Consider the following 22,513-nt stretch of genomic DNA (forward strand, 5'->3'; position numbering starts at 1 on the left):
ACGAAGTTGATCTGCTTTGGGTTACGCCCTTGCGATCACGATCACCGCAACCAGGACGGGAGGATCTGTGCGAGCCGCCTCACGGCCCGGTGTTGCAGGGCCTTCACGGCGCCCTCGTTGCGGTCCATGAGCTGCGCGACCTCGGACACCGTCTTGCCTTCGATGAACCTCAGCGTGATGCACTCCCGCTGATCGTCCCCCAACTGGGAGACGCACCGGAGCAGTTCCGCGTTGGTCGCCTCGGTCATGACCTCCTGCTCGGGGCCGCTCGTCTCCTCGCGGTTGTCCTGGAGCTCGGCGGTCGTGACCTCGAGCCGGTAGCGGCTCGACTTCACGTGGTCGAACACGATGTTGCGGGCGATCGTGACGAACCACGCGCCCACGTCGCGACCCTGGTAGCTGACCGAGGCGATGCTCCGCAGAGCCCTGAGGAAGGTCTCGCTCGTCACGTCCTCGGCGAACGCGCGGTCGCCGCCCACCCGGAAGAGGACATAGCGAAAAACCATGTCGACGTACTGGTCGTACAACACTCCGAACGCCTCGGTGTCACCCTCTTGGGCGGCCTTGACGAGCTGCCACGGCTCGTCTGCGGCGTTGTCGTGCTGACCCCCCGTCATGGTTCGGGTGGTCCTGATCGTGTTCGGTCGTGCCCGCGCGGTCATCGGCTCGCGGCACCTCCACAGAGTCGCCGTGGCGGCAGCATACGTGTTGTTACTCCGTAGTAGGTAGCGGACGGTTTCGATGGTAAGACGAGCCGACCGCCGCTTCATGACGCTCGTCACGCGTGGAAGACTGCCCGGAGTGCCCAGTTGTTCATGAGGAGGCCATGTTGACTTCCGCTCGCAATGTGTCAGATCTGGTCCGTGCTTCGGCACAGCGGGGACCCAGCCACGTCGCCCTGGTGGACGTAGCGAGCGGTAAGAGCCTCACGTGGGAAACCATCGACGGCGCGACCGACGCTTTCGCCCGCCATTTGGCTGATTCAGGACTCGAATCGGGCGACCGGGTGGCGGTACGGCTGCCCACGAGCCCCGAGTTCGTGGTCGCCGTGTTCGGCATCCTCCGCGCGGGCGGGGTCGTGGTGCCGACCGGCCCCGGCATCCCGCCGCGGGAGCTCCAGCGCATCCTCGCCGACTCCGGCGCCACCCTCCTGATCGGCGACGGCGAGGGCTCTGACGCGACGGTGGTCGAGGTTCCGGACGTCACCGCGACCGCCGAGCCCGTCGAGGCCGTCCGCGGCGGCGAGGACCTGGCCGTCCTCGGTTACACCTCGGGCACGTCCGGCGTGCCGCGCGGCGCGATGCTCTCGCACCGGGCGCTGCTCGCGAACGTCACGCAGTGCGCCGCCCTGCGCCCCGCTCCGGTCACGGCGGCCGACAGGGTGCTGCTCGCGCTGCCGTTGTTCCACGTCTACGGCCTCGGCCCCGGCCTGCTGCAGGTGGCGGGCGCGGGTGCCACGGCGGTCCTGCTGGAGCGCTTCGAGCCGTCCAACGTCCTCGACGTCATCGCGGAGCACCGCGTCACCACGATGGTCGGCGTGCCGCCGATGTACCGGGCGATGCTCGCGCACCCGGCCGAGGTGCTGCGCGAGAAGCTCGCCACGGTCCGCCTGTTCACCTCCGGCGCGGCCCCGCTGCCCGCCGGCGTGATCGCGGAGATGCGCGGCGCGATCGGCATCCCGGTCTACGAGGGCTACGGCCTCACCGAGACCGGCCCCGTGCTCACGTCCACCCTGGTCGGCGGCGTGCCGAAGCCGGGTTCGGTGGGCCAGGCGCTGCCGGGCGTCGAGATCCGCCTGGTCGACACGGACGGCTCGGTGCTCGACATCGACGAGGACGAGCCCGGCACCGGCCTGGTGTCCGCGAAGGGCGACAACCTCTTCAGCGGCTACTGGCCCGACGGCGCCCACGGCCCGGACTCCTCCGGCTGGTTCCGCACCGGCGACGTCGGCTTCATCGACGCCGACGGCGACCTGCACCTGGTCGACCGGGCCGGTGACCTGATCATCGTCAACGGCTTCAACGTCTACCCGCACGAGGTCGAGCAGGTCATCGGCGAGCTGGAGCAGGTGCTCGAGGCCGCGGCCGTCGGCGTGCCGGACGAGAAGACCGGCGAGTCGGTGAAGGTCGTGCTCGTGCTGCGCGACGGGCAGGAACTGACCCCGGAGGCCGTGGTGGCCCACTGCGCCGCGCGCCTGGCCAAGTTCAAGGTGCCGACGTCGGTGGAGTTCGCCCCGGCCCTGCCGCACTCGCCGACCGGCAAGCTCGCCCGCGCCGTCCTGCGCAGGCCTTTGGGAGCATGACGCGCATGACCCACCACGTGACGTTGATGAGCCGGGTGTCGTGCCACTCCTGCGAGGAGGCCGCCGTCGAGATCGAGCGGATCTGCGCCGACCTCGGCGCGACCTGGTCCGTCGAGGACGTGGACTCCGATCCGGAACTGCGCGCCGAGTACGGCGACCGGGTGCCGGTGTTCCTGGTGGACGGCGCGGAGCACGGGTACTGGAAGGTGGAGGAGGACCGCCTCAGGGCGGCCCTCGCCCAGTAGTTGATTACCGGGGCCTTACGGCTCGGGCGAACCAACCGCGGATGGGTGTCGAATCAGAGGTATGAAGCCCGCCAAGGCCGCACTCACCGGACTGATCGCCCTAGCCACGGCTCTTGCGGCAGGGCACCTGGTGGCGGCCTTCGTGGGCCTGAGCGCCTCCCCGTACCTCGCCGTGGGCAACGCCGCGATCGACCTCACGCCGTCGTGGCTGAAGGACTTCGCCGTCACCACGTTCGGCACCGCCGACAAGCTCGTGCTGCTCATCTGCATGGGCGTCGTGCTCGTCGGCATCGGCATCGGGGCCGGCCTGGCCAGCCGGAACAGTCCCGCGCCGGGGACGCTGGTGGCCGTGCTGCTCGGGTTCGTGGGCGTCGCGGCGGTCGTGACCAGGCCCGACGTCGGCCAGCTCGCCGTGCTCGCACCCGTCGCCAGTACGGCGGCGGGCGTCTACGCGTTCCGCTACCTGCACCGCGAGGCCGAGGAGAGCGAGAGCAGGCGCGGTTTCCTGATCACCGCCGGGCTCGCGGTCTTCGCGGGGGTCGCGGGCCAGCTCTTCGGCAGCCGGACGGACGTCGAGGGCTCGCGCCAGGCCGTCGGCGACCTGACGCCGAAGGTGAAGGCACCGGAGATCCCGGTCGGCGCCGACTTCGTCAAGGACGGCACCCCGAGCTTCATCACCAGCGGCGACGACTTCTACCGGATCGACACCGCGCTGAGCGTGCCGCGGATCAGGGCCGAGGAGTGGGCGCTGCGGGTGCACGGCATGGTCGAGCGGCCGATGGTGCTCACGTTCGAGGAGATCCGGAGCAGGGACCTCGTCGAGGAGACCGTCACGCTGACCTGCGTCTCCAACGAGGTCGGCGGGCCGTACATCTCCACGGCCAACTTCGTCGGCGTCAGGATCGGCGACGTGCTGCGCGAAGCCGGTGTGAAGGCGGGCGCGGACCAGCTGTTCAGCACCAGCGACGACGGGTTCACCGCGGGCAGCCCGCTCGACTACGTGCTGGAGAACGGCCTGATCGCGATCGGCATGAACGGCGAACCGCTGCCCGCCGAGCACGGGTTCCCGGCGCGGCTCGTGGTCCCGGGGCTCTACGGCTACGTCTCCGCGACCAAGTGGGTCACCGACCTCAACGTGACGACGTTCGCGAAGGACCAGGGCTACTGGATCCCGCGGGGCTGGGCGACGCGGGCGCCGATCAAGGTGTCCTCGCGCATCGACCGGCCCACGAGGATGGGCAAGGTCCAGGGCAAGGCGGTCATCGCCGGCACGGCGTGGGCCCAGCCCAAGGGCGTGGCCAAGGTCGAGGTCAGGATCGACGGTGGACCGTGGCGGGAGGCCCAGCTCGGGGCCGACGTCAGCGACACGACTTGGCGCATGTGGCGGGTCGAGCTGGAGCTCAGCAAGGGCAGTCACACGGCCGAGTGCCGGGCCACCGACAAATCCGGCTTCACGCAGGACCAGGCCCGCCTCGACCCGGTTCCCGACGGTGCGACGGGATGGCACTCGGTCACCTTCACCGTCGAGTAGGCGCTCACCCTCTAGTGATCATGAACCGAGGAAGCGCTGGTCACGCCCTGTCACCGGCGCTGTGACACCCGATCACCGACTTTGTGCATGCGTTCACAAGCGGTACGGTGTCCACATCACCAACGCCGCGGGGTCCCTGCGGTGTCGCACACCCGGAGGTCGGAGAGCGTGGTTTCACAGCGGGGCGAAGGTGAGACGACCACCACCCCTGCAGAGGCTGCCGACAAGGAGCGCGCCCGCGCGATCCCCGAGGCCGCCGTGGCCCGGCTCGCCGTGTACCTGCGCGTGCTGTCCGGCATGGCCGAGAGTGGCGTCACCGCCGTCTCCAGCGAGGAACTGAGCCAGGCCGCCGGCGTCAACGCGGCCAAGCTCCGCAAGGACCTGAGCTACATCGGCAGCTACGGCACGAGGGGCGTCGGGTACGACGTCGAGGTCCTCGTGAGCCACATCGAGCGCATCCTCGGCCTCACCCGCAACCACTCCGTGGCCGTCGTCGGCATCGGTAACCTTGGTCACGCTCTCGCGAACTACGGCGGGTTCCCCGGCCGTGGTTTCCCGGTCACCGCCCTCTTCGACGTGGACGCCGATCTCGTCGGAATCCCTGTTGGGGGCATCCCCGTCAACCACATCGACGAGATCACCGCGATCTGCCTGGAGCGCGAGGTGTCGATCGGCGTCATCGCGACGCCGCCGCCCGCCGCCCAGTCGGTTTGCGACCGTTTGGTATCTGCGGGCGTCCAGTGCATTCTGAACTTTGCACCAGTTGTCCTTCAGGTTCCAGACAACGTCGAGGTGCGCAAGGTTGACTTGGCGGTCGAGATGCAGATCCTGTCGTTCCACGTCGCTCGGCGTGCGGACGAGGCTGCCAGCGTCTCGGTCGGCAACAACGGACTCGGTGTGGACGGGATGGTGATTCGCCCGTGAGCGTGAGCCAGACGGCTCCGGCAGACGTGGTGAGTGCATGAGCGTGCTCGTAGTCGGGCTTTCGCACCGCACCGCCCCAGTCCCGGTCCTGGAACGCGTCACCGTGGCCGAGCCGAACCTGCCCAAGGTCCTCGGCCAGCTGCTCGCCGCCCCCAGCGTCTCCGAGGCGATGGTCCTGTCGACCTGCAACAGGGTCGAGGTCTACGCCGTCGTCGAGTCGTTCCACGGCGGCATGTCCGAGGTCGTCGAGGTCCTGGCGCAGCACGCGCAGATCGAGCCTCAGTCGCTCTACGAGCACTTCTACGTCCACTACGCCGCCGCTGCCGTCGAGCACCTGTTCTCCGTCGCGGCCGGCCTCGACTCGATGGTCGTCGGCGAGTCCCAGATCCTCGGCCAGCTGCGCGGTGCGTACGCGGCGGCGGACGAGGCGGGCACCGTCGGCAGGACCGTCCACGAGCTCACCCAGAACGCGCTGCGCGTCGGCAAGCGGGTGCACACCGAGACCGGCATCGACCACGCGGGTGCGTCGGTCGTGTCCGAGGCCCTCGGCGACGCGGAGGCCCAGCTGGGCACCCTCGTCGGCAAGCGCGCGCTGCTCGTCGGCGCCGGTGCCATGGGCGGCCTGGCCGCCGCCCACCTGCGCCGGGCGGGCATCGGCGAGGTCGTCATCGCGAACCGGACGCAGGCCAACGGTGTGCGTCTCGCCACGTCGCTGAAGGCCGAGGGCGTCCCCGCGACGGCCGTCGACCTGACCGCGATGGCCGTCGAGATCGACCTCGCGGACATCGTCTTCGCGTGCACCGGGTCGGTCGACACGGTCGTCCGCGCGGACATGATCAGCGCCCGCTCGCGGCCGTTGGTCGTGTGCGACCTGGGCCTGCCCAAGGACGTCGACCCGGCCGCCGCCGAGCTGCCGAACGTTCGTGTGGTGGACCTGGAGACGTTGCAGCGCCGCCTTTCCGACGCGCCCGCCGGCCAGGACACCCGCCTGGCGGTCCAGCTGGTCGCCGGTGAGGTGAAGGCCTACCTCGCCGGGCAGCGGTCCGCCGAGGTCACGCCGACCGTCACGGCCCTGCGCAAGCGGGCCGCCGAGGTGGTCGACGCCGAACTGCTCCGTCTTGATTCGCGACTTCCCGAACTGGACCCCGCGACACGCGGTGAATTGGCCAAGACGGTGCGCCGCGTTGTAGACAAGCTCCTGCACACGCCGACCGTCAGGGTGAAGGAGCTCGCTTCCGCCCCTGGTGGTACCGGCTACGCGGAGGCTCTCCGCGAGCTTTTCGGGCTAGACCCCCAGTCGCCTGGGGTCGTCAGTCAGACCAAGTCTTCAGTGGATGGTGAAACGCGGTGACCCGCACCCTACGGATCGGTACCCGAGGCAGCGCACTGGCGCTCGCGCAGACGGGCACCGTGGCCGAGGCGTTGAAGGCTGCCGGAGCTCAGGTCGAGATCGTCGTCATCAAGACGCCGGGCGACCTCTCCGACGCTCCGATCGCCCAGATCGGCATCGGCGTCTTCACGTCGGCTCTTCGTGACGCGCTCGCGAACGACGAGATCGACGTCGCCGTCCACTCCTACAAGGACCTCCCGACCGCGCCGGACCCCCGTCTGACGCTCGCGGCAGTGCCCCAGCGGGAAGACCCGCGCGACGCCCTCGTGGCGCGCGACGGTCTCACGCTCGGTGAGCTGCCGGCGGGGTCCACTGTGGGCACCGGATCTCCGCGCCGTGCGGCGCAGCTGGAGGCGTTGGGCCTCGGGCTGAACATCGTCCCGTTGCGCGGCAACGTGGACACGCGCATCGGCAAGGTCCGGGGCGGCGAGCTCGACGCGGTGGTGCTGGCTCGCGCCGGCATCTCGCGTCTCGGCCGCACGAGCGAGATCACCGAGAACCTGGAGCCCATCCAGATGCTTCCCGCACCCGCGCAGGGTGCGTTGGCAGTCGAGTGCCGGGTCGACGACGTCGACGCCGAGCACCTGATCCAGTCCACTTTGGACGATTCGGCCAGCCGGGCCGCTGTGACCGCTGAGCGCGCCATGCTGGCCGCGCTCGAGGCGGGCTGCAGCGCGCCGGTCGGCGCGCTGGCCGATGTGGTGGAAGACCTCGATGACGACGGGAAGGTCGTGTACCGACTTTCCCTGCGCGGGGTCGCAGCGACGCCGGAGAACGATCTCCTCCGTGCGTCCGCCACCGGTGACTTGACCGAAGCTGAGGGACTCGGCCGGGCGCTGGCCGCCGAGTTGCTCGACCTCGGGGCCGCGGTTCTCAGCGGTCCAGAGGCGTAATCGATGGGGAGTGCCCTGATGACCCGCGCACGCAAGACCCCCGGACGCATCGCCTTCGTGGGCTCCGGCCCCGGCGACACCGGGCTGCTCACGGTCCGGGCCCACGACTTGCTCACCAGGGCTGAACTCGTGGTCACGGACCCGGACGTTCCCTCGGACGTCCTCGCGACCGTGCCGGAGGGAGTCGAGGTCCGCCCCGCTGTCGGTGAGTCCGCCGACGTGGCCAAGGACCTGGTGAACGAGGCGCGCAACGGCGCGACCGTCGTTCGTCTCGTCGCGGGTGACCCGCTGACGCTCGACTCGGTCGTCAAGGAAGCGCAGGCCGTCGCGAAGTCGACGATCCCGTTCGACGTCGTACCCGGTGTGCCCTCGGGCACCGCGGTTCCGGCGTACGCGGGTGTGGCTCTCGGTGGCGTGCACACCGAGGTCGACGTCCGCGCGGTGACGGACTGGGCCGGCCTCGCCGCCGCGCCCGGCACGCTCGTGCTGCACGCGACCGGTTCGCACCTGGCCGAGGCCGCGTCGAACCTGGTCGAGAACGGCCTCGCGCCGCAGACCCCGGTCGCCGTCACCGCCGAAGGCACCGGCTTCCAGCAGCGCACCATCGACACCACGCTGGCGGCTGTGGCCGCCGACGCCGGTGAGATGGGCGGCCCGCTGGTCGTCACCGTCGGTGCCGCCGCCGCCAACCGCTCGAAGCTCTCCTGGTGGGAGTCGCGGGCGCTGTACGGCTGGCGAGTGCTGGTCCCGCGGACCAAGGAGCAGGCCGGCGCGATGTCCGAGCGCCTGCACTCGCACGGCGCCATCGCCGTCGAGGTGCCGACGATCTCGGTCGAGCCGCCCCGCAGCCCCGCGCAGATGGAACGTTCGGTCAAGGGTCTCGTCGACGGCCGCTACCAGTGGGTCGTCTTCACCTCGACCAACGCCGTCCGCGCGGTGTGGGAGAAGTTCCGCGAGTTCGGCCTGGACGCCCGTGCGTTCTCCGGCGTGAAGATCGCCTGTGTCGGCGAAGCCACGGCCGCGAAGGTGCGCTCGTTCGGCATCATCCCGGAGCTCGTGCCGTCGGGTGACCAGTCGTCCGAGGGCCTGCTGAACGACTTCCCGCCCTACGACGACATCCTCGACCCGGTCGACCGCGTGCTGCTGCCGCGGGCCGACATCGCCACCGAGACGCTGGCCGCAGGCTTGCGCGAACGTGGCTGGGAGATCGACGACGTGACGGCGTACCGCACCGTGCGTGCGGCCCCGCCGCCCGCCGACACCCGCGAGATGATCAAGTCCGGTGGCTTCGACGCGGTGTGCTTCACCTCGTCGTCGACCGTGCGGAACCTGGTCGGCATCGCGGGCAAGCCGCACGCCCGCACGCTCGTCGCGTGCATCGGCCCGCAGACCGCCGAGACGGCGCGGGAGTTCGGCCTCCGGGTCGACGTGCAGCCCGAGGAGGCGAACGTGCCCGCGCTGGTCGACGCGCTGGCCGCCCACGCCGCCCGGTTGCGCGCCGAGGGAGCGCTGCCTCCTCCGCGCAAGACCAAGCGTCTGCGCCGCAGCTAGTCCAGTGAAGCCGTCGGGGCCACTCAAGATCCTTTGAGTGGCCCCTTCGACTCTCTTCCGCCAGGGAGTCCCCAGATGTACCCACTGCACCGGCCGAGGCGTCTGCGCACGACGCCCGCCATGCGCCGCCTCGTGTCCGAGACCGAGGTGCGCCCGAGGCAGCTCGTGCTGCCGATGTTCGTCAAGGAAGGCCTGGTCGAGCCTGCTGAGATCAGCAGCATGCCGGGCGTCCTGCAGCACTCCCGCGACTCGTTGCGCAAGGCCGCGGTCGAGGCCGTGCAGGCAGGCGTCGGCGGCATCATGCTGTTCGGCGTCCCGGCCGAGCGCGACGCCGTCGGTTCCGGCGGCACCGACCCGGACGGCATCCTCAACGCCGCGCTGGGCGACCTGCGCGCGGAACTGGGCGACAGCACCGTTCTGATGTCGGACTGCTGCCTCGACGAGTTCACCGACCACGGCCACTGCGGCGTGCTCGCCGCCGACGGCACGGTCGACAACGACGCGACCCTCGAGGTCTACGGCGAGATGGCCGTCGCGCAGGCGCGCGCCGGTGCCCACGTCGTCGGCCCGAGCGGCATGATGGACGGCCAGATCGCCTTCATCCGCAACGCCCTGGACCAGGCGGGCCTGCACGACACCGGCGTCCTCGCCTACTCCGCCAAGTACGCGTCGGCGTTCTACGGCCCGTTCCGCGACGCCGTCGAGTCGCAGCTCGCGGGCGACCGCAAGACCTACCAGCAGGACCCGGCGAACGCCCGCGAGGCGATCCGCGAGGTGCAGCTGGACCTCGCCGAGGGCGCGGACATGGTCATGGTCAAGCCCGCGCTGCTGTACCTGGACGTGCTGCGCGCGGTCGCCGAGGTCTCGGACGTTCCCGTTGCGGCGTACCAGATCTCCGGTGAGTACGCGATGATCGAGGCCGCCGCCGCGAACGGCTGGATCGACCGGGAGCGCTCGATCCTCGAGTCGCTCACGTCCATCCGCCGCGCCGGCGCGGACATCGTGCTGACGTACTGGGCAGTGGAAGCCGCCCGGTGGCTGGACCGGTAGGTACCCCCGTCCCGAAGCTGGTCGACGTCTCGCGCTGGCTGTGGATCGCCAGCGCGTGCGTCGGCATGCTGCGGTTCCTGGAGCAGCTCCTCGACCGCGAGATGCTCGTGGCCGAGGTGCGTCGCCAGAACCCGGCACTGGGACAGGACCAGATCGACGCCAACGTCAACGGTGGTGTCCTCTTCGGACTGCTGATCGCCGTGGCCCTGCTGGTCGCGTACACGCGGCTGGCGAACGCGATGGCGCGCGGCCGCAACTGGGCCCGGATCGTGCTGACCGTGCTGGGCGGTGCGTCCGTCGCGTTCGGACTGTTCCGGTTGCTCGCCTGGAGCAGCGGTGTCGCGGCATCGCTGGGCGTCGAGATGCGTCCGGTCGACCTGGCCGTCACGGCGGTCACCACCGTGCTGGACGCGTCCGCGATCGTGCTGATGTACCGGGTGTCCGCGCACTTCAGGAAGCGGGTCGCGGTGGACAGCGCGGTGCGGCCGTCCTAAGTTCGCGACCGTGACGTCTCCGAAGGAATCGGGCACCCCTGGCACGATCACCGCGGGCTACTGGCTCGTCGTGGCCGGTGCCGTCCTCTGGGTGCTCGCCGCCGTGTTCCAGTTCGCCAACAAGCAGCTCCTGATCGACAACGTGAAGGCCACGTCCACCGACGCCGGGCTGACGCCGGAGATGATCGAGTCGACGGCCACCGCGATCGTCGTCGCCGTGCTGGTCGGCTCGATCGTGCTGGCAGCGCTCGCCGTGTGGTTCGCCGGCAAGGTCAAGGGTGGGCTGAAGAAGAGCCGCACCGGGTTGATGATCACGGTGCTGCTGACCCTGTTCTTCCAGATGATCGGCAACGGGCTGGCCGTCGTGCCGGTGCTGATCGCCATGTCGGGCCTGGTGCTGTTCTACTTCCGGCAGTCGACCGAGTACCTGGTCGAGCGCGAGCAACCGGCGTGAAGGAAGACGACACGCCTCGGTCCGTTCGCATCGCGGTCGGCCTGTGGCTCGCGACCGCCGTCTTCGTCCTCTTCACGACCGCGGGGCTGTGGTTCCAGCGCGGTGAGGTGCAGCGGCTGACCGACTGGTCGTCCGGGCAGGTCACGAGCTTCCTGGGCACGTTGTCGGCAGTTGCGGTGATCTTCGTGGTGGCCTACGCGTGGCTCACCCGGTTGTTCCTGAAGCGGAGGAACTGGGCGCGGATCGCGCTGTCGCTCATCGCGATCGTGCACATGGTCTGGATCCTGTTCGTCGGGGTCAGCGCTTCGAGCTTGGTCACTTTGCTGCTCATCTGTGCCGCAATCGTCTTCACGTGGCAGGCGCGTACGGCACAGTGGCTGGCGGAGGTGCGTGAGCAGTGAGCAATCCGCAAGACCCGAACCCCTGGCAGCCGAGCGCGGACGTCCCGCAGGGCCAGCTGGACCCGTACGGCGCAACAGCCGGGACGTACGAGGTGACCGCCGTGAACAACATGGGGCCGCCCATGCCGCCCGCGCCCGAGTTGGCACCGCCACTCGAGCAGGCCCAGTGGCAGAACTCGGCCGGCGCCGGGTGGCAGAACCCCACCAGCGCCTATCCCACCCCGCCCAATGGGCATTACCAGGTGAACCAGGTAGCGCAGGCGAGCTACCCGATGTCGCCGGTGCAGTCCCACGAGCTGCCGCCGGCGCGACCGGCCACGATCAACGCCGCGATGTGGATCTGGATCGTGGGCGCGCTGCTCTCCGTGGCCGTGCTGCCGGTGATGCTGCTCGTCAACGCCGACTTCTTCCTCACCCAGGACACCATCGTCACGGAGGAGGACCGCCGGGCGGGCGAGATCGGCGTGCGGGCCATGGCGGTGATCTTCGGGTTCGTGATGCTGGTCGCGGCCGCGCCGTACGTCGCGTTCGCGATCGTGCTGCGCAACGGCCAGAACTGGGCGCGCATCCTGCTCACGATCCTCGGCGGGCTCGGGTTCGTGGCGATGATCGGGATCACGTTCGTCTCGATCGGCGCGCGGGTCTGGCAGCCGAGCGTGGCGATCTGCATCGTCGTGATCGGACTGACCGTCGCGGCCATCGTGCTGCAGTTCCTGCCGGCGTCGAACAGGTTCGTCCGCTAGTGCTCTACCGCGAGTCCGGCAGCAGCTGGTGGCCGCTCCTGTGGGGCCCGGCGTTCGCCGTCGCCGGGTACCTGGTCGAGCTCCTCACCGGGCCCGCGTCCGTGACGCTGTGGGCCGTCGCCGGACTCGGCCTGACCCTCGGCGCGGTGCTGTGGGTGTACGGGCGGGTCAAGACCGGCAGCATCGAGCTCACGGCCGAGGACGCGCGGTTCGGGCGGGAGAAGCTGCCGGTCGCGATGATCGAGGCCTGTCAGGACGTCGGCGCCCCGGCCGGGGCGAAGGTGCTCGGCGGCGGCTGGTCGGTGCCCAAGGGGACGACCGCCGTGCCGTTGCGGCTGGTCGACGGCTCGGTGGTGCTGGCGTGGGCGCGCGATCCGGAAGCCTTCCTCGCGGCGCTGCGGCGGGTCGTGAGAAGGTGAGCGACGTGACAGAGGCCGTGACTGAGCCGGAGTCGGACACCGTGGTGGAGGAGCCTGAGCAGGCGCCGCCGGCCGGTCCGAGCCTGCACCAGCCCAGGCGGTGGCTCATCGCCGCGGGTGAGGCCGTCGCGATCGTCCTGCTGGTGGTCCTCGCCGTGTGGTGCTGGAACCGCGGCGTGGTGCGGCTGGAGTACCCGTTCGAGGGGCGCGAGCCGTTGACCTCCACGCGCTACCTCGGCAACTGGCTGGGCACCGCCGCCGGAGCCGTCACGCTGGCCGTGGTCCTCGCTCTCGACGCGGTCCGGCAGGTCCTGCTGGCCGTGCGCACCCGGCCGCAGAAAGCCGCCGACTCCGACATGTGAGACTGGGGTACGTGACTGCGAGTCGATCCCAGGCCCTGTTCGAGCGCGCGTCGACGCTGACCCCCGGCGGGGTCAACTCTCCGGTGCGGGCGTTCCACTCCGTCGGCGGCACCCCGCGCTTCATGGTGCGCGGCGAGGGTCCGCACCTGTGGGACGCGGACGGCAACCGGTACGTCGACCTGGTGGCCTCGTGGGGCCCGATGATCCTCGGGCACGCCCACCCGTCCGTGGTCGAGGCGGTGCAGAAGGCCGCCGCGTCCGGGCTGTCGTTCGGCACGCCCACCGAGGGTGAGATCGAGCTCGCGGCCGAACTGATCGACCGCGTCGAGCCGGTCCGCCAGGTCCGCCTGGTCAACTCGGGCACCGAGGCCACGATGAGCGCGATCCGCCTCGCCCGCGGCTTCACCGAGCGCCGCAAGGTCATCAAGTTCGCCGGTTGTTACCACGGTCACGTCGACGCGCTGCTGGCCCAGGCCGGCTCGGGCGTCGCGACCCTGGGCCTGCCGAGCTCGCCCGGGGTCACGGGCGCGCAGGCCGAGGACACGATCGTGCTGCCGTACAACGACATCGAGGCCGTGCGCGCGGCGTTCGCGGAGAACCCCGGCGAGATCGCCTGCGTCATCACCGAGGCCGCGGCGGGCAACATGGGCGCCGTCGCACCGGGTGCCGACTTCAACGCGGGCCTGCGTGAGATCTGCGACGCCGACGGCGCGTTGCTGGTCATGGACGAGGTCATGACCGGCTTCCGCGTCTCGCGCGCCGGCTGGTTCGGCCTGGAGCGCGTGCCCGGCGACCTCTACACGTTCGGCAAGGTCATGTCCGGTGGCCTTCCGGCGGCCGCTTTCGGTGGCCGTGCCGACGTGATGGAGCGGCTCGCCCCCTCCGGTCCCGTCTACCAGGCGGGCACGTTGTCCGGTAACCCCGTCGCGGTGGCCGCCGGTCTCGCGACGCTGCGCGCGGCCGACGACGAGGTCTACACGGCGCTGAACCGCAACGCCACGCGCCTCGGCGCCCTCTTCACGGCCTCGCTGACCGAGGCGGGCGTCGAGCACCGCGTGCAGTTCGCTGGAAACCTGGTGAGCGTGTTCTTCGGTTCGACCGAGGTGAAGGACTACGCGGGCGCGCAGGCATGTGAGACGTGGCGCTTCCCGCCGTTCTTCCACGCCCTGCTGGAGCGAGGCGTCTACGCCCCGCCGTCGGCCTTCGAAGCGTGGTTCGTGAACGCCGCCATGGGTGAAGAGGAGTTCGCCGTGATCGCCGAAGCACTGCCGCACGCGGCCCGTGCCGCCAAGGAGGCCCGCAAGTGACCCGCACCGTCGTCCACCTGCTCCGCCACGGCGAGGTGCACAACCCGACCGGCATCCTCTACGGCCGCATCCCCGGCTTCAAGCTGTCCGAGCGGGGGCAGAAGCAGGCCCTCACCGTGGCCGAGCACCTGGCGGACCACGACATCGTGCACGTCGTGGCGTCCCCTTTGGACCGTGCACAGCAGACCGCCTCTCCTATCGCCGACTCGCATCGGCTGGAGTTGGCGACTGATGAGCGGTTGATCGAGGCCGACAACCAGTTCGAGGGGTTGAAGGTCGCTGTGGGGGACGGGGCTTTGCGGTCTCCGCAGCACTGGCCCAAGCTCGTCAACCCCTTCCGGCCCTCTTGGGGGGAGCCGTACATCGAGATCGCTCACCGGATGATGGGGGCGGTGCAGAAGGCCCGGGCTGCTGCTGAGGGGCATGAAGCCGTTTGTGTTTCGCATCAGTTGCCCATTTGGACTGTGCGGCGGTTCCTGGAGGGGAAGCGGATGTGGCATGACCCTCGCCGGCGGGAGTGCTCGCTCGCCTCGCTCACCTCGTTGATCTTCGAGGGGGAGCAGCTTGTCCGGATTGCCTACACCGAGCCTGTGGGGGCCACTGATCCTCGGGTGACTGGGGCATGAAGCGGTTTTTGGTTCTGCTGTTGTTGGTGGCTGGATGCACTACCGGTAAAGATGCTGCCCAGGTCGGGGCCGGGGATTTCTATCTCGTGGCTCCTGGGGGGCAGGTCAAGATTCGGTACCCGGTTGGTGAGCGCAAGGCGTTGAAGGGGCTCGAAGGGGAGTCTCTGCTTGAGGACGGGAAGGTCGTCCGGCTTTCTGATTATTCCGGGAAGCCCGTCGTGATCAACATCTGGGGCGCCTGGTGTGGGCCTTGCCGGACTGAGGCTCCTGAGATGCAGAAGATCTTCGATGCCGGGACTCAGGTCATCGGGCTGGATGTCAAGGAGACGTCGAAGGAGTATCCTCGGGATTTCATGAAGTCCCGATCGCTTACTTATCCGTCTATTTATGATGCTTCTGCTCGGAGTTTTATCAACGTTTTCAAGGGAATCCCGGCTAATGGTGTGCCGTCTACCTTTGTTGTTGACAAGGATCACAAGGTGGCGGCTGTGTTCTTGGTGACGGTTTTGGCCTCGGATTTGCAGCCTGTTTTGGATGAGCTTGCCAAGGAGTGATCTTCGGGTGGGCGCGACCTTGTGGGTGGTCGCCTTGCGGGCGGCGGGCTTGCGGTTGCGTTTTCCTGGGGCTCTGCCCCAGACCCCGGCAATCTGATCAGGGGTCCACGCCACGGGTGGGTTGATGGCACGCCTGTTGCGTTGGGCGGCTGCCTGTTGCGTAGCTCGGTGCGTTGGCGGTGGGGTCCCATCACGAGCCGAGCCAAGAGCGGGCCACATGCGTGAAGGGGTGTCAACTCGACGAAAAGCGTGTCGAGTTGACACCCCTTCTCTCATGCAGCAAGAGCTGTGGCGCGACTCGTGATGGGACCCCACCGCCTGGCCCGTGTGGAAGGACGGCTCGCCTTCGGCTTCGCTGTGGGGTGGCTGCTAGGTACTTACCGCTGGGCGGGCGGGGCCACTACTGGTTCGTTCAGTGATGGGATTTTCGCCTTGAAGGCCTTGATCATGGCGTCTCGGCCGATTGAGTTGAACTGTTTGCCCAGGGTTCGCATGATCGAGTTGCTTGTGGGGCGGTACAGGCCGTTCTTGTAGTAGCGGGCGCCCTCTACTGGGGCGATCACGCCGCCGTCTGGGGACGGCTGGCCCAGGTATTCTGCCCACTTTGCGCCGGTGGGGTCCTTGGTGACGTTGATTTCTCGTGGTTCTGTGCCCGTGTACGTTGCGTACGGGTAGTCGTATTCGTCGGCCAGGCCGCCGATCGAGTGGCCCAGCTCGTGGATTGCGATTTGGCCCGCTTGGGCGTTCGCGCCTGAGGCTGTGGCTACTGAGCCGCCTGCTCCGCCGTACTTCGTGGTGTTGCCCAGGGCGATCACCTGGTCCGACTGGGGGGCCAGGGCTGCGAACTCTTTTGCCTTGGTTTCGTTCACGCAGAGCAGGCGTTCTGTGTTCGCGTCGCGGCCTTGGCACCAGAAGCCCATGTCCAGCGCGGTGTTCTTGAGCAGGCCCTTTGTCGGGTCGTGGTCTACGCCTGACTCTGCGGAGACCACATTCACCTGCCAGACGTTGAAGTACTGCTTGTAGGTGGCGAAGGGCTCTACCGCGGAGAGTTCTTCCCACTTGCTCTTCACGTTCGCGGCGTAGGTTTCCAGGTCTTCGGCTGTGTAGCCGTCGCCCACGAAGACCAGGTCGAAGCGGTCTGACGAGTCGCCGGTCACCTGTACCGGGATCACGTCCGCTGCTGCCAGGGCTCGGAAGTCCGAGGACTTCTCCGCTGGGGCCTTCGGGGTGAGGGCCTGGGTGATGGAGCCGTCTTCGTTGAAGACTTCGCGCCATTCCATCGCCGGGGCAGCGCCGCCGGCCGGTACCTGCGCGAACAGTGCCAGCGCTGACATGGTCAGTGCCGGGAGGAGCAGCCGCGAACGTTGCATGTGTTGACGCTAAGCAACCGTGATGTCACCCACAAGCGGCAATTGTTGGCACTTTTGGCCCAAGCCTTGTGTTGGGTCAAAGTGGTGCCGGTGCTCGCGTGATCTGGGCAACTACCTACTCTGAGATCTGTGGACCCCACCGATTTGGCGATCTCCGGGCCGTTGCTGCTGGCAACCGGGGTTGCTTTGCTCGCGGGGTTCATCTCCTTCGCGTCGCCGTGCGTGGTGCCGCTGGTGCCCGGGTACCTGGCGTACCTCGCTGGGCTGGTCGGTGCCGAGGCGCCTCGGGTGGAGGCGAACGAGCCCGCTCGGCAGGGGCGGTGGCGGGTTGCCGGGGCCTCGTTGCTGTTCGTGCTCGGGTTCACCGTTGTCTTCGCGTTGGCCTCGATGGCCATTCTTGGCGCTTCGGACGCGTTGCTCCTCAACGCTGATCTGTTCCAGCGCATCGGTGGTGTCGTCACGATCCTGATGGGACTGGTGTTCCTCGGGTTCGTTCCGGCGCTGCAGAAGGACGTGCGGTTCCACACCAAGCCCGGCGCCGGGCTGCTCGGGGCGCCGTTGCTCGGGGCCGTGTTCGCGCTCGGGTGGACGCCCTGTCTCGGGCCGACGCTGGCCGGGGTGCTCGCTGTCGCTCGCAGCACCGAGGTCGGGTCCTCGACCGTGCGTGGGGCCGTGCTGGTGCTTGCGTACTGCTTGGGGCTCGGGTTGCCGTTCGTTGTTCTCGCGCTGGGTGCGCGGTGGGCGTTGGGCGTGACCAAGTGGCTGCGCACGCACGCTCGGCAGGTGCAGGTCTTCGGTGGCGTGTTGCTGATCCTCGTCGGGATCGCGCTGGTCACCGGGCTCTGGGGTGAGTTCGTCGGGTGGCTGCGCTACTCGTTCGTCGACGTCGTGAGGCTGCCGCTCTAGTGATCGCCTTCCTCCGCAACACGTGGCGCGGGCTCACCTCGATGAGGACCGCGCTGACACTGCTGTTCCTGCTCGCGCTCGCGGCGATGCCCGGTGCGTTGCTGCCGCAGTTCTCGCTGAACGCGGCGAAGGTCGACGAGTACGTCGCCCAGCGCGGCTGGTGGGGGCAGTTGCTGCTCAAGCTCGGGTTCTTCGAGGTGTACGCCACGCCGTGGTTCGCCGCGATCTACCTGCTGCTGTTCACGTCCCTCGTCGGGTGTCTGCTTCCCCGCACTTGGGAGTACTTCAAGCAGATGCGCGCGAAGCCCGTGCTGACGCCGCGCAATCTCTCGCGCATGCCGCACCACGCGCAGGCCGAGCTCGACATCACGCCGGACGAGGTCGTCGCCAAGGCTCAGAAGGCCATGCGCGGCTGGCGGATGGAGACCGGTGAGGGCACGGTCAGCGCGGAACGCGGGTTCCTGCGCGAGACCGGCAACCTGGTCTTCCACTTCGCGCTGCTGGGCCTGCTGGTCTCGTTCGCGCTGGGCAAGATGTTCAACTACGAGGGCCAGGTCATCGTCCAGGCCGACGGCGGCCAGTTCTGCAACGGCGGCATCTTCAACTACGACCAGTTCCGGCCCGGCCTGCAGGTCGACGGCACGGACCTCACGCCGTTCTGCGTCGAGATCGGCAAGTTCACCGCCGACTACCTCGACAACGGCCAGCCCGTCGGTTACCAGGCGGACATCCGCTACCAGTCGGGCGACGACCTCGCGTCGAACACGTGGAAGCCGTACACGCTGCAGGTCAACCACCCGCTGCGCACCGAAGGCGACCGGCTCTACCTGCTCGGCCACGGGTACACGCCGACGTTCACGGTGACGTTCCCCAACGGCGAGAAGCGCACGCAGGGGATCCAGTGGCTGCCGACCGACCAGCTCACGCTGGCCTCGGAGGGCGCCACGAAGTTCGACCCGCCCGGCGTCACCGACTCGGAGACGCGGCGCAAGAACCAGATCGCGGTGACGGGGCTGCTCGCGCCGACACCGTTGCTGCACGGCAGCATCCTGAACTCGAAGTTCCCGGCGTTGAACAACCCGATGGTCGCCGTCGACGTGTACCGCGGTGATCTGGGCGTGGACGACGGCCGCGGCCAGTCGATCTTCTCGATCGACCAGAAGATGGTCGAGCAGGGACGGCTGGCGAAGGTCGCGCGCAAGAACCTCGCGCTGGGCGAGGAGATCGCGCTCGACGACGGTACGAAGGTGCGCTTCGACGCCGTGAACGACTGGGTGTCGTTGCAGGTCTCGCACGACCCGACCCAGGGTTACGTGCTGGCGTTCGCGATCCTGATCATCCTCGGCCTGGGGGTCTCGCTGACCGTCAAGCGCCGCAGGGTGTGGGTGCGTGCGACCCGTTTGGAAGACGGGCGTACTTTGGTCGAGGTCGGTGGCCTCGCCCGCACTGACCAGGCAGGATACGGCGAGGAGTTCACGCGGCTGGCCCGCGCGGTGCTGAACGAGGAGAAGCCCTGATGCCGGTTGACGAGACACTCGCGACCTACAGCGACTGGCTGTACCGCAGCGCGCTGGGTGTCTACCTCTTCGCAGTCCTGCTCTACGCGGTCGAGCAGGCGTTCGCCCGCGCACCGCGCAAGGCGGAGGTGATGGCCGGGGCCGGTGGGCCCGACGTCCTCACCGACGCGCCGAAGAGCGCGCTGACCAGGTCCGAGCGCATCGGCCGCATGGGCGCCGCGATGACGGTCCTCGGCGCGGTGCTGCACCTCGGTTCGCTGGTCATGCGCGGTCTGTCCGCCGGACGTGCGCCCTGGGGCAACATGTACGAGTACATGTCGCTGCTGTGCCTCGCGGCCGTGGTGACGTGGATCGTGCTGATGGCCAAGTTCCCGATCCGCCGTCTCGGCGCGTTCGTGCTGACGCCGATCCTGGTCCTGCTGTTCCTCGGTGGCACCGTGCTCTACGCCGAGTCCGCGCCCGTCCAGCCGGCGCTGCGGTCGTACTGGCTGGTGATCCACGTCTCGGTGATCTCGATCTCGTCCGGCATGCTGCTGATCCCCGGCGTGACGTCGATCCTCTACCTGCTCAAGGACACCAACTCGGACCGCTTCCCGAAGCTGCCGTCCGCCGACGTGCTCGACCGCATGTCCTACCGGATCACCGTGCTGGCGTTCCCGCTCTTCACGGCCGGGATCATCCTCGGGGCGATCTGGGCGGAAGCAGCGTGGGGCCGGTTCTGGGGCTGGGACCCGAAGGAGACGGTCGCGTTCGTCGCGTGGGTGGTCTACGCGGCGTATCTGCACGCACGCGCGACGGCCGGATGGCGTGGCCGCGGGGCCGCCTGGATCAACGTCGTGGGCTTCGCCCTCAACGTGTTCAACCTGTTCTTCATCAACTTGGTCACCAGCGGGTTGCATTCGTACGCGGGTCTCTAACGAGTTAGCCCCCAGGTCGATGGAACCGTTGCCGGTTGCGTACCGTCGCAACCTGGGGGTCGGGGAAGTCTCGGTCCCTCTTGCTCAGGGAGGGCCACAGCGGTGACATGGCAACCACCGGGTGAGGAACAGGGCTCCGGCCCGCAGTACGTCGACCCGCAGGCGGCGGCCTACCTCGACCCGCAGCAGTCCGGCCCGCAGCACGTCAGCGGCGGCCAATCAGGCCCGTACAACCTGGCCGGTCAGTCCGGCGCGTACCAGGTGCCCGGCAACGCCTCCGGTCCCTACCAGGTGCCCGGCAACGCTTCCGGCCCGTACCAGGTGCCCGGCAACGCGTCTGGTCCCTACCCGGTGCCCGGCTCGCAGTCCGGCGCGTACCAGGTGGGTGGCGGCCAGTCGGGTGCTCATCCGGTGGGCGGTGGCCAGTCGGGGCCCCACAACACCGACAACACCGCGCAGTACGGCCACTTCGCCGGCCAGCAGTACCCGAACAACTTCCCGCAGCAGCAGTACCGCTCGCAGGCGCAGGAAGTCTCGTCGCAGCAGCTGATCAAGAAGGAGAAGCGCCCGCCGACGTCCGGCTGGCGCAAGTCCCTGCACACGATCACCGGCGGCGCCATCAACCTGGGCGAGAGCCCCGCCGACGTGCGGCGGCGTGAGCTCATCGCGCGGATCAACCAGCCGCTGCGCGGGTGCTACAAGATCGCGATGCTGTCCCTCAAGGGCGGCGTCGGCAAGACCACGACGACCACCACGCTCGGCTCGACGTTCTCGTCGCTGCGCGGTGACCGGGTGGTCGCCGTCGACGCGAACCCCGACCGCGGCACGCTGGCGTTGAAGATCCCGCGGGAGACCACGGCGACCGTGCGCCACCTGCTGCGCGACGCCCCGCGGATCAAGAAGTACAGCGACGTGCGCGCGTACACCTCGCAGTCGCCGGCGCGTCTCGAGGTGCTGGCGTCCGAGCAGGACCCGTCCGTGTCGGAGGCGTTCAGCGAAGAGGACTACCGGCGCACGGTCGAGTTGCTGGAGCACTTCTACAACATCGTGCTGACCGACTGCGGCACCGGTTTGATGCACTCCGCCATGAAGGGCGTGCTGGACGAGGCGGACTCGCTGGTCCTGGTGTCGTCCGGCTCGGTCGACGGCGCGCAGACGTCAGCGGCGACGCTCGACTGGCTGGAGGCGCACGGCTACCGCGACCTGGTCGCGAAGTCCGTGTGCGTGATCAACTCGGTGCGCCCGAAGTCGGGCAAGGTCGACATCGACAAGCTCGCCGCGCACTTCCAGCAGCGATGCCGTGCCGTGGTCCGCCTGCCGTTCGACGCGCACCTCGAAGAGGGCGCCGAGATCGCGCTGGACCAGCTCGCGCCAGAGACCCGTCTGGCGTTGCTGGAACTCGCCGCAGTGGTCGCGGACGACTTCCCGCACTCCTGAACGGGTACTCGACAGTGGCGGAAAGGGGTCCTGGGATCAGGGCCCCTTTTCCGTTCACTCGTCGCGCTTGCGCTGCTCGTCGAGCTTGCGCAGGAACTCCGGGTCGTCGTCGGGCGCGATCACCTTGCGGCCTGGGGTGTACTCCGAGTGCTGCGGGGCGAACGCTCGCCACACGAGCACAGCCACGGTGAGCGCACCGATCACCGCCAGCAGGTAGATCATCGTGTCGCCACCTCCCTTTGCCACGAGATTACCCGCGGCACAGGGGTAATACGGTTTCAGTGGCGAACGGGTTCAGTTGCCTCGGTCGTGAGCTCCGACAGCAGAGCCTTCACCTCGGTCTCACGGAACCTGCGATGTCCTCCAGGGGTGCGGATCGAGCCGATGCGACCTGCGGTTGCCCATCGGGTCACGGTCTTCGGGTCGACCCGGAACAGATTGGCGACTTCCCCAGGCGTCAAGAGCCGCTCGGTGGCTGCAGTCACTCGTCCTCCTCAGATCAGACGTTCCGGGCTGATCGTGGCATCTGACCCATCAGGTACTCGAACGCTTGTTTTTTGGTAAAGAGGTAGTAAGGGACGACAGGGGCGATTCGGACAGGCTTGTGTGACCGCTGATACGTGCGTGCACGCGTGAGGCATAGGGTGTCGCGGGTGGATGCTCTTGATCGGCAGATCATCGCCGCCCTGCGGGCCAACGGACGGGCCACGTACGCAGACCTCGGCAGGCAGGTCGGGCTGTCCGCGTCCGCCGTGCACGAGCGGGTCGGCAAGCTCGAGTCCAGCGGCGTGATCGTCGGGTACCACGCGGTCGTCGACCCCAGTGCGGTCGGCCTGGGCGTCACCGCGCTGATCGGCATCCACCCCACCGACATCGCGGACGACAACGAGGTCGCGGTCGCGCTGGCCGAGCTCCACGAGGTCGAGTCCTGCTACCGGGTGGCGGGCGACGAGTCGTTCATCGTGAAGGTCAGGGTGTCGACGGTGGACGACCTGGAGCGCGCTCTCGGGCGGTTGCGGCGCATCCCCGGTGTGGCCCGCACGCGTACGACCGTGGTGCTTTCCACACGGTTCGAAGGGCGCCCGAACACCGGTGACGAAGAAGGCGACGTAACCTGAAC

Annotated in this window: 26 protein-coding genes; 22 read left to right on the top strand and 4 right to left on the bottom strand. The window is 68.8% G+C overall.

Features of this window, described 5'->3' with window-relative positions:
• Positions 1-41: 41 nt before the first annotated feature.
• On the bottom strand, positions 42-617 hold the full coding sequence (locus DFR72_RS18650) for a sigma-70 family RNA polymerase sigma factor (protein ID WP_245983129.1): 576 nt from the start codon (positions 615-617) through the stop codon (positions 42-44).
• A gap of 209 nt (positions 618-826) precedes the next feature.
• Here DFR72_RS18650 and DFR72_RS18655 point away from each other — a divergent pair, with 209 nt between their 5' ends.
• The 17 genes from DFR72_RS18655 to DFR72_RS18735 all read left to right on the top strand — a co-directional run bounded on the left by DFR72_RS18655 (position 827) and on the right by DFR72_RS18735 (position 15,246).
• A complete protein-coding gene (locus DFR72_RS18655) occupies positions 827-2,302 on the top strand; it encodes an AMP-binding protein (RefSeq protein WP_090065986.1) in 1,476 nt (491 codons plus the stop codon).
• A gap of 5 nt (positions 2,303-2,307) precedes the next feature.
• Entirely contained in the window at positions 2,308-2,547 is a 240-nt protein-coding gene (locus DFR72_RS18660; protein WP_090065985.1) for a glutaredoxin family protein, read from the top strand.
• A gap of 61 nt (positions 2,548-2,608) precedes the next feature.
• Complete coding sequence (locus tag DFR72_RS18665; RefSeq protein WP_090065984.1) at positions 2,609-4,078, top strand: molybdopterin-dependent oxidoreductase; 1,470 nt, start codon at positions 2,609-2,611, stop codon at positions 4,076-4,078.
• Positions 4,079-4,246: 168 nt separating this feature from the next.
• On the top strand, positions 4,247-5,002 hold the full coding sequence (locus DFR72_RS18670) for a redox-sensing transcriptional repressor Rex (RefSeq protein ID WP_245983131.1): 756 nt from the start codon (positions 4,247-4,249) through the stop codon (positions 5,000-5,002).
• Between the two features lie 37 nt (positions 5,003-5,039).
• Entirely contained in the window at positions 5,040-6,353 is a 1,314-nt protein-coding gene (locus DFR72_RS18675) for a glutamyl-tRNA reductase (protein ID WP_090065982.1), read from the top strand.
• Entirely contained in the window at positions 6,350-7,285 is a 936-nt protein-coding gene (gene hemC, locus DFR72_RS18680; protein WP_090065981.1) for a hydroxymethylbilane synthase, read from the top strand. Before DFR72_RS18675 ends, hemC begins: the two co-directional genes overlap by 4 nt.
• An 18-nt stretch (positions 7,286-7,303) precedes the next feature.
• The gene (locus DFR72_RS18685; RefSeq protein ID WP_090065980.1) at positions 7,304-8,836 is read left to right on the top strand and encodes a bifunctional uroporphyrinogen-III C-methyltransferase/uroporphyrinogen-III synthase; all 1,533 of its coding nucleotides are present in this window, start codon (positions 7,304-7,306) and stop codon (positions 8,834-8,836) included.
• Positions 8,837-8,911: 75 nt separating this feature from the next.
• Positions 8,912-9,886, top strand: a complete 975-nt coding sequence (hemB, locus tag DFR72_RS18690) for a porphobilinogen synthase (protein ID WP_090065979.1) — start codon at positions 8,912-8,914, stop codon at positions 9,884-9,886.
• Complete coding sequence (locus tag DFR72_RS18695) at positions 9,871-10,380, top strand: hypothetical protein (protein ID WP_090065978.1); 510 nt, start codon at positions 9,871-9,873, stop codon at positions 10,378-10,380. The genes hemB and DFR72_RS18695 overlap by 16 nt, the downstream gene beginning before the upstream one ends.
• Positions 10,381-10,390: 10 nt before the next feature.
• Positions 10,391-10,834 (top strand): hypothetical protein, encoded by a 444-nt coding sequence (locus tag DFR72_RS18700; RefSeq protein ID WP_090065977.1) that lies wholly within the window; start codon positions 10,391-10,393, stop codon positions 10,832-10,834.
• Positions 10,831-11,235 carry a hypothetical protein gene (locus DFR72_RS18705; protein WP_090065976.1) on the top strand — a complete coding sequence of 135 codons (405 nt, stop codon included), beginning with the start codon at positions 10,831-10,833 and terminating at the stop codon, positions 11,233-11,235. The genes DFR72_RS18700 and DFR72_RS18705 overlap by 4 nt, the downstream gene beginning before the upstream one ends.
• Positions 11,232-11,978: a hypothetical protein gene (locus DFR72_RS18710; RefSeq protein WP_090065975.1), complete on the top strand. Its 747-nt coding sequence runs from the start codon at positions 11,232-11,234 to the stop codon at positions 11,976-11,978. The genes DFR72_RS18705 and DFR72_RS18710 overlap by 4 nt, the downstream gene beginning before the upstream one ends.
• Positions 11,978-12,397, top strand: coding sequence for a DUF3093 family protein (locus DFR72_RS18715; protein WP_090065974.1), 420 nt, complete (start codon positions 11,978-11,980; stop codon positions 12,395-12,397). The genes DFR72_RS18710 and DFR72_RS18715 overlap by 1 nt, the downstream gene beginning before the upstream one ends.
• A 5-nt stretch (positions 12,398-12,402) precedes the next feature.
• Positions 12,403-12,759, top strand: a complete 357-nt coding sequence (locus tag DFR72_RS18720) for a hypothetical protein (RefSeq protein ID WP_143086716.1) — start codon at positions 12,403-12,405, stop codon at positions 12,757-12,759.
• 11 nt (positions 12,760-12,770) lie between these two features.
• Complete coding sequence (gene hemL, locus DFR72_RS18725; protein WP_090065972.1) at positions 12,771-14,066, top strand: glutamate-1-semialdehyde 2,1-aminomutase; 1,296 nt, start codon at positions 12,771-12,773, stop codon at positions 14,064-14,066.
• The gene (locus DFR72_RS18730) at positions 14,063-14,692 is read left to right on the top strand and encodes a histidine phosphatase family protein (protein WP_090065971.1); all 630 of its coding nucleotides are present in this window, start codon (positions 14,063-14,065) and stop codon (positions 14,690-14,692) included. The genes hemL and DFR72_RS18730 overlap by 4 nt, the downstream gene beginning before the upstream one ends.
• Positions 14,689-15,246, top strand: coding sequence for a TlpA family protein disulfide reductase (locus DFR72_RS18735; RefSeq protein WP_090065970.1), 558 nt, complete (start codon positions 14,689-14,691; stop codon positions 15,244-15,246). Before DFR72_RS18730 ends, DFR72_RS18735 begins: the two co-directional genes overlap by 4 nt.
• Positions 15,247-15,623: 377 nt before the next feature.
• On the opposite strand, the gene DFR72_RS18740 is transcribed toward DFR72_RS18735, so the two are convergent.
• A complete protein-coding gene (locus tag DFR72_RS18740) occupies positions 15,624-16,616 on the bottom strand; it encodes a M64 family metallopeptidase (protein WP_090065969.1) in 993 nt (330 codons plus the stop codon).
• A 120-nt stretch (positions 16,617-16,736) separates the two neighbouring features.
• On the opposite strand from DFR72_RS18740, the gene DFR72_RS18745 reads away from it, so the two are divergent.
• The 4 genes from DFR72_RS18745 (at position 16,737) to DFR72_RS18760 (ending at position 21,393) form a co-directional block, all read left to right on the top strand.
• Entirely contained in the window at positions 16,737-17,522 is a 786-nt protein-coding gene (locus tag DFR72_RS18745; RefSeq protein ID WP_170176325.1) for a cytochrome c biogenesis CcdA family protein, read from the top strand.
• Between the two features lie 41 nt (positions 17,523-17,563).
• The gene (gene resB, locus DFR72_RS18750) at positions 17,564-19,039 is read left to right on the top strand and encodes a cytochrome c biogenesis protein ResB (RefSeq protein WP_090066313.1); all 1,476 of its coding nucleotides are present in this window, start codon (positions 17,564-17,566) and stop codon (positions 19,037-19,039) included.
• Entirely contained in the window at positions 19,039-19,956 is a 918-nt protein-coding gene (gene ccsB / locus DFR72_RS18755) for a c-type cytochrome biogenesis protein CcsB (protein WP_090065967.1), read from the top strand. Before resB ends, ccsB begins: the two co-directional genes overlap by 1 nt.
• A 102-nt stretch (positions 19,957-20,058) precedes the next feature.
• Positions 20,059-21,393, top strand: a complete 1,335-nt coding sequence (locus DFR72_RS18760) for a MinD/ParA family ATP-binding protein (protein ID WP_090065966.1) — start codon at positions 20,059-20,061, stop codon at positions 21,391-21,393.
• Between the two features lie 54 nt (positions 21,394-21,447).
• On the opposite strand, the gene DFR72_RS45610 is transcribed toward DFR72_RS18760, so the two are convergent.
• Both DFR72_RS45610 and DFR72_RS18765 read right to left on the bottom strand, forming a co-directional pair.
• The gene (locus tag DFR72_RS45610; RefSeq protein WP_086667950.1) at positions 21,448-21,615 is read right to left on the bottom strand and encodes a hypothetical protein; all 168 of its coding nucleotides are present in this window, start codon (positions 21,613-21,615) and stop codon (positions 21,448-21,450) included.
• 56 nt (positions 21,616-21,671) lie between these two features.
• The gene (locus DFR72_RS18765; RefSeq protein WP_030473853.1) at positions 21,672-21,878 is read right to left on the bottom strand and encodes a BldC family transcriptional regulator; all 207 of its coding nucleotides are present in this window, start codon (positions 21,876-21,878) and stop codon (positions 21,672-21,674) included.
• Positions 21,879-22,046: 168 nt separating this feature from the next.
• On the opposite strand from DFR72_RS18765, the gene DFR72_RS18770 reads away from it, so the two are divergent.
• Complete coding sequence (locus DFR72_RS18770; RefSeq protein ID WP_030478192.1) at positions 22,047-22,511, top strand: Lrp/AsnC family transcriptional regulator; 465 nt, start codon at positions 22,047-22,049, stop codon at positions 22,509-22,511.
• Positions 22,512-22,513 lie beyond the last annotated feature (2 nt).

The sequence above is a fragment of the Lentzea flaviverrucosa genome, assembly GCF_003350445.1.
GTDB classification, from domain to species: Bacteria; Actinomycetota; Actinomycetes; order Mycobacteriales; family Pseudonocardiaceae; genus Lentzea; species Lentzea californiensis.

Excerpts from the sequence above, each read along its gene's own strand:
- DFR72_RS18650 (WP_245983129.1), bottom strand. The coding sequence starts at position 617 with ATGACGGGGGGTCAGCACGACAACGCCGCAGACGAGCCGTGGCAGCTC.
- DFR72_RS18655 (WP_090065986.1), top strand. The coding sequence starts at position 827 with ATGTTGACTTCCGCTCGCAATGTGTCAGATCTGGTCCGTGCTTCGGCA.
- DFR72_RS18660 (WP_090065985.1), top strand. The coding sequence starts at position 2,308 with ATGACCCACCACGTGACGTTGATGAGCCGGGTGTCGTGCCACTCCTGC.
- DFR72_RS18665 (WP_090065984.1), top strand. The coding sequence starts at position 2,609 with ATGAAGCCCGCCAAGGCCGCACTCACCGGACTGATCGCCCTAGCCACG.
- DFR72_RS18675 (WP_090065982.1), top strand. The coding sequence starts at position 5,040 with ATGAGCGTGCTCGTAGTCGGGCTTTCGCACCGCACCGCCCCAGTCCCG.
- DFR72_RS18685 (WP_090065980.1), top strand. The coding sequence starts at position 7,304 with ATGACCCGCGCACGCAAGACCCCCGGACGCATCGCCTTCGTGGGCTCC.
- hemB (WP_090065979.1), top strand. The coding sequence starts at position 8,912 with ATGTACCCACTGCACCGGCCGAGGCGTCTGCGCACGACGCCCGCCATG.
- DFR72_RS18735 (WP_090065970.1), top strand. The coding sequence starts at position 14,689 with ATGAAGCGGTTTTTGGTTCTGCTGTTGTTGGTGGCTGGATGCACTACC.
- DFR72_RS18740 (WP_090065969.1), bottom strand. The coding sequence starts at position 16,616 with ATGCAACGTTCGCGGCTGCTCCTCCCGGCACTGACCATGTCAGCGCTG.
- resB (WP_090066313.1), top strand. The coding sequence starts at position 17,564 with ATGAGGACCGCGCTGACACTGCTGTTCCTGCTCGCGCTCGCGGCGATG.
- ccsB (WP_090065967.1), top strand. The coding sequence starts at position 19,039 with ATGCCGGTTGACGAGACACTCGCGACCTACAGCGACTGGCTGTACCGC.
- DFR72_RS45610 (WP_086667950.1), bottom strand. The coding sequence starts at position 21,615 with ATGATCTACCTGCTGGCGGTGATCGGTGCGCTCACCGTGGCTGTGCTC.